Source organism: Candidatus Methylomirabilota bacterium (assembly GCA_035260325.1).
Lineage (GTDB): Bacteria > Methylomirabilota > Methylomirabilia > Rokubacteriales > CSP1-6 > AR19.
This window is the reverse complement of sequence record DATFVL010000071.1, coordinates 1-3,810: the sequence shown is the minus strand read 5'-3', so window position 1 is coordinate 3,810 and position 3,810 is coordinate 1. Positions and strand designations below refer to the sequence as shown.

The window sequence follows — 3,810 nt, the reverse complement described above, 5'->3', positions numbered from 1 at the left end:
TGATCGATCGAGTCGGGCTTGTCCCAGAGCGTCCCCTGCCACTCGCTCGTCTGGTTGAGAAAGTGGCGCCAGGTGATCCCGCCGTTCTGGGGCGCGGCGAAGCCGGCGTCGAGCGCATACTCGCCGGCCCGGTCGTCGATGGACTTGATGAGGCCGCGCGCGACGGCGACGCCCGCGAGCGCGGCGAGGTAGCTCTTCGCGACGCTGAACGTCATGTCCGGCCGGCGCGTGTCGCCCCACTCGGCGGCGATGTAACCGCCGCGGACGACGAGGCCGTTCGGTCCGCCGCGCGACCGCACGGGGCCAAGCACGTCGCCCGGCGCCTCGGGCTCCCCGGCCACGCCGATGTAACGCCCGGTCTCGGTGAAGAAGTCCCGGGGCCACGCCGACTCGTGGGCCTGGTGGTACTCGATCGCCGCGCGGAGCCCGTCGGCGTGGAGGCCGAGCTGCGCCGGGGGCCTCGCCTCCCACTCGTCGGGCCCGGGGTGGTAGCTCATGGGACCGGCTTGACAGTACTCGGAGCCGGTCCTACAGTCACGCAGTCACGCCCGTCGGTCGGCCCGGACCCGCCACGGAAGGAGGGGTCATATGGCCAGGCTCACCATCAACGGTAAGGCCCACGAGGTCGACGTCGCCTCCGACACGCCCCTGCTCTGGGTGATTCGCGAGCGCCTGCGGCTCACGGGCACGAAGTTCGGCTGCGGCATGGCGCAGTGCGGCGCGTGCACCGTGCACCTCGACGGCGTCGCGGTCCGCTCGTGCCAGACGACGGTGGCGCAGGCCGCCGGCAAGAAGATCACGACGATCGAGGGGCTCCACCCGCAGGGACGGCATCCGCTCCAGCTCGCGTGGATCGCCGAGCAGGTGCCGCAGTGCGGGTACTGCCAGTCGGGACAGATCATGCAGGCGGCGGCGCTGCTGGCGAAGAACCCGAAGCCGACCGACGACGAGATCGTCGCGGCCATGTCGGGCAACATCTGCCGCTGCGCCACGTACATCCGCATCAAGCGCGCGATCAAGCGCGCGGCGCAGGGGGCATAGCCATGACGACCGAGCTGAGCCGCCGGGACTTCTTGAAGGGTAGCGCCGCGGCGGGCGTCGGGCTGACGCTCGCGTTCAGGATCGGCGACGGCATCGAGCGCGCCGCCGCCGTCCAGATGTTCGAGCCGAACGCCTGGCTCACGATCACGCCGGACGGCCTCGTCACGGTCCACATCATGAAGGCCGAGATGGGCCAAGGCGTGGGCACCGCCCTCGCGCAGATCGTCGGCGAAGAGCTCGAGGCGGACTGGAAGGACATCCGTATCGACTATCCGACCAACGACCCGAAGTACGGGCTGATGCTGACCGGCGGGAGCTGGAGCGTGAACTGGACGTTCGACGCGCTCTCCCGCGCGGGCGCCGCAGCGCGCCTCCTGCTGCTCGACGCGGCGGCGCGGCACTGGAACGTGGCCCCCGCGGACTGCGTGGCGGAGCGGGGCGTCGTGCGCCACCTGCTCACCGGGCGCTCGATCGGCTACGGCGAGCTCGTCGCTCGGGTGCCGATCACGAAGACCTTCTCCGAGGACGAGCTCAAGAAGATCGCGCTCAAGAGGCCCGCGGACTACCGGCTCGTCGGCCAGTGGATCCAGCGCCTCGACATCCCCGAGAAGACGAACGGCCGGGCGAAATTCGGGATCGACACCTTCCTGCCGGGCATGGCCTACGCGAAGGTCGCGTATCCGCCGACGCACGAGGGCGGCAAGCACAAGTCGGTGGACGACACCGAGGCCCGCAAGGTGAAGGGCTGGCTCAAGACCGTCGTCACGGACCAGCTCGTGGCCGCGGTGGCGACCACGTACGAGGCCGCGGTCCAAGCGCGCGACGCGCTCCGCATCGTCTGGGAGCCGGGCCCGAACGTCGCCGTGACGAGCGAATCGATCTTCAGCGACTTCGCGGCGAAGGCGAAGGACGGCGCCGGCGCGATCGAATGGCACAAGGCCGGGGACGCGCGGCAGGCGCTCCAGCAGGCGGCCCGCGTCCACGAGGCCACGTACACGACGGACTACGTCGCCCACATGCAGATGGAGCCGATGAACTGCCTCGCGCGCGTCGAGGGCGGCGTGTACGACCTCTTCACCGGCAACCAGTTCCAGACGCTGGCCGTCGGCCTGCTCGCCGCCGTGCTCAAGACGGAGGCGAAGAACATCCGGATCCACCAGCACTACCTGGGCGGCGGCTTCGGACGACGCCTCGACGCCGACATCATCCTCGAGGCGGCCCTGATCGCCCGCGAAGCGGGGCGGCCGATCAAGCTGATCCGCTCGCGCGAGGAGGACCTGCGCCGCGACTTTTACCGCTCCGCGACGCACCAGACACTGCGCGCGGGGCTCGACGCCGCAGGGAAGGTCATGGCGTGGGACAACGTGGTCGTGGCGTCCCACCCGGGGGTGCGGTGGGGCAAGGACTTCCTGAACAAGCAGGGCCTCGACGACTTCGCGCTCAACGGCGCGGACCACGTGTACGCCATCCCCAACCAGTCGGTCCGCGCGATCCGCGTCGAGACCGGCATCTCGGTCGGGTACGTGCGCGCCGTCGCGCCGAACTACACGTTCTTCGCGGTCGAGTCGTTCGTCGACGAGCTGGCGCACCTAGGGAAGGCGGATCCGCTCGCGTTCCGCCTCGCGATGCTGGACGACGCCCCGCGCCTGGCCAACGTGCTTCGGATCGTCGCACAGCGCATCGGGTGGGGCAAGCAGATGCCGGCGAACACCGGCCTCGGCCTCGCCTGCGTCTCGGCGCAGGAGAAGAAGTCGCCCACGTGGACCGCGTCGGCCGTCCAGGCCCGGGTGGACCCGAAGACGGGCGAGGTGCGCGTCGAGAAGATCATCTGCGCCGTGGACTGCGGCATCGTCGTCAATCCGGACGGCGTCCGCTCCCAGGTCGAGGGCTCGTTGCTCTTCGGCCTGAGCAACGCGCTCAAGGAGCGCGGGACCGTCGCCAAGGGCGCGCTGGTCCAGAGCAACTTCCACGATTACCACGTCCTCCGCATGAACGGTGTACCCGACCTCGTCGAGGTGCACGTCTGGCCGAGCGGCGATTACCCGACGGGCGTCGGCGAGCCCGGCGTGACGACAATCGCCCCGGCGCTCGCCAACGCGATCTTCGCCGCCACCGGAGCGCGCGTGCGCAGCGTGCCGTTCCTGCCCGAGCGCGTGCTCACGGCGATCAAGGACAAGGCGTAGCTCCCGCGCTGCCGGCCGGCCGCGACCCGCCGGCCGGCAGCCGCTCGCTTCTTCCGGGCTGCGCTATCCTGTGAAGCGCCGATTCGCCGACGCCACGTCCACGAAAGGACCCCCGATGGCGACCCCGAGACTGATGGGCGCGGAAGTGAAGCGCAAGGAAGACCCCCGGCTGATCACGGGCAGCTCGACCTACGTCACCGACGTGACGCCGCCGGGTCTCCACTACGTCGCGTTCGTGCGGAGCCCGCACGCCCACGCGAAAATCCGGAAGATCGACGCGGCGAAGGCCGCCAAGCGCCCCGGCGTCTTCAAGGTCGTCACCGGCGAGGACGTGAAGCCCCTCTGCGCCCCGCTCCCGCTCGGCGGTGCCTCCGCCGAGGGCGGCAGCGGCGGCGGCGCCGCGAGCATCGGGCGCAAGCACTATCCGCTGTCGGTGGGCCGCGTGCTGCACGTGGGCGAGGCGGTCGCCGCCGTCATCGCGACGAGCGAGGCCGTCGCCGTGGACGCGGCGGCCGACGTCGTCGTGGACTGGGAGCCGCTGCCGGCGGTCATCGACGCGTTCGCGGCGATGGCGAAGGGCGCGCCC

4 protein-coding genes are annotated in these 3,810 nt (G+C 70.9%); 3 read left to right on the top strand and 1 reads right to left on the bottom strand.

Annotated features, from left to right (window positions below; genetic code table 11):
- Positions 1 to 497, bottom strand: a 497-nt coding sequence (locus tag VKG64_05235) for a serine hydrolase (protein ID HKB24442.1), incomplete at its 3' end; no start/stop codon positions are given.
- Positions 498 to 588: 91 nt separating this feature from the next.
- On the opposite strand from VKG64_05235, the gene VKG64_05230 reads away from it, so the two are divergent.
- From VKG64_05230 to VKG64_05220, 3 genes are all read left to right on the top strand, one after another.
- Entirely contained in the window at positions 589 to 1,041 is a 453-nt protein-coding gene (locus VKG64_05230; GenBank protein HKB24441.1) for a (2Fe-2S)-binding protein, read from the top strand.
- Positions 1,042 to 1,043: 2 nt separating this feature from the next.
- Complete coding sequence (locus VKG64_05225; GenBank protein ID HKB24440.1) at positions 1,044 to 3,224, top strand: molybdopterin cofactor-binding domain-containing protein; 2,181 nt, start codon at positions 1,044 to 1,046, stop codon at positions 3,222 to 3,224.
- A gap of 115 nt (positions 3,225 to 3,339) precedes the next feature.
- A partial coding sequence (locus VKG64_05220) for a xanthine dehydrogenase family protein molybdopterin-binding subunit (protein HKB24439.1) occupies positions 3,340 to 3,810 on the top strand: 471 nt, incomplete at its 3' end.

Coding starts and splice junctions, on each gene's coding strand:
- VKG64_05225 (HKB24440.1), top strand. CDS start 1,044: ATGACGACCGAGCTGAGCCGCCGGGACTTCTTGAAGGGTAGCGCCGCG.
- VKG64_05230 (HKB24441.1), top strand. CDS start 589: ATGGCCAGGCTCACCATCAACGGTAAGGCCCACGAGGTCGACGTCGCC.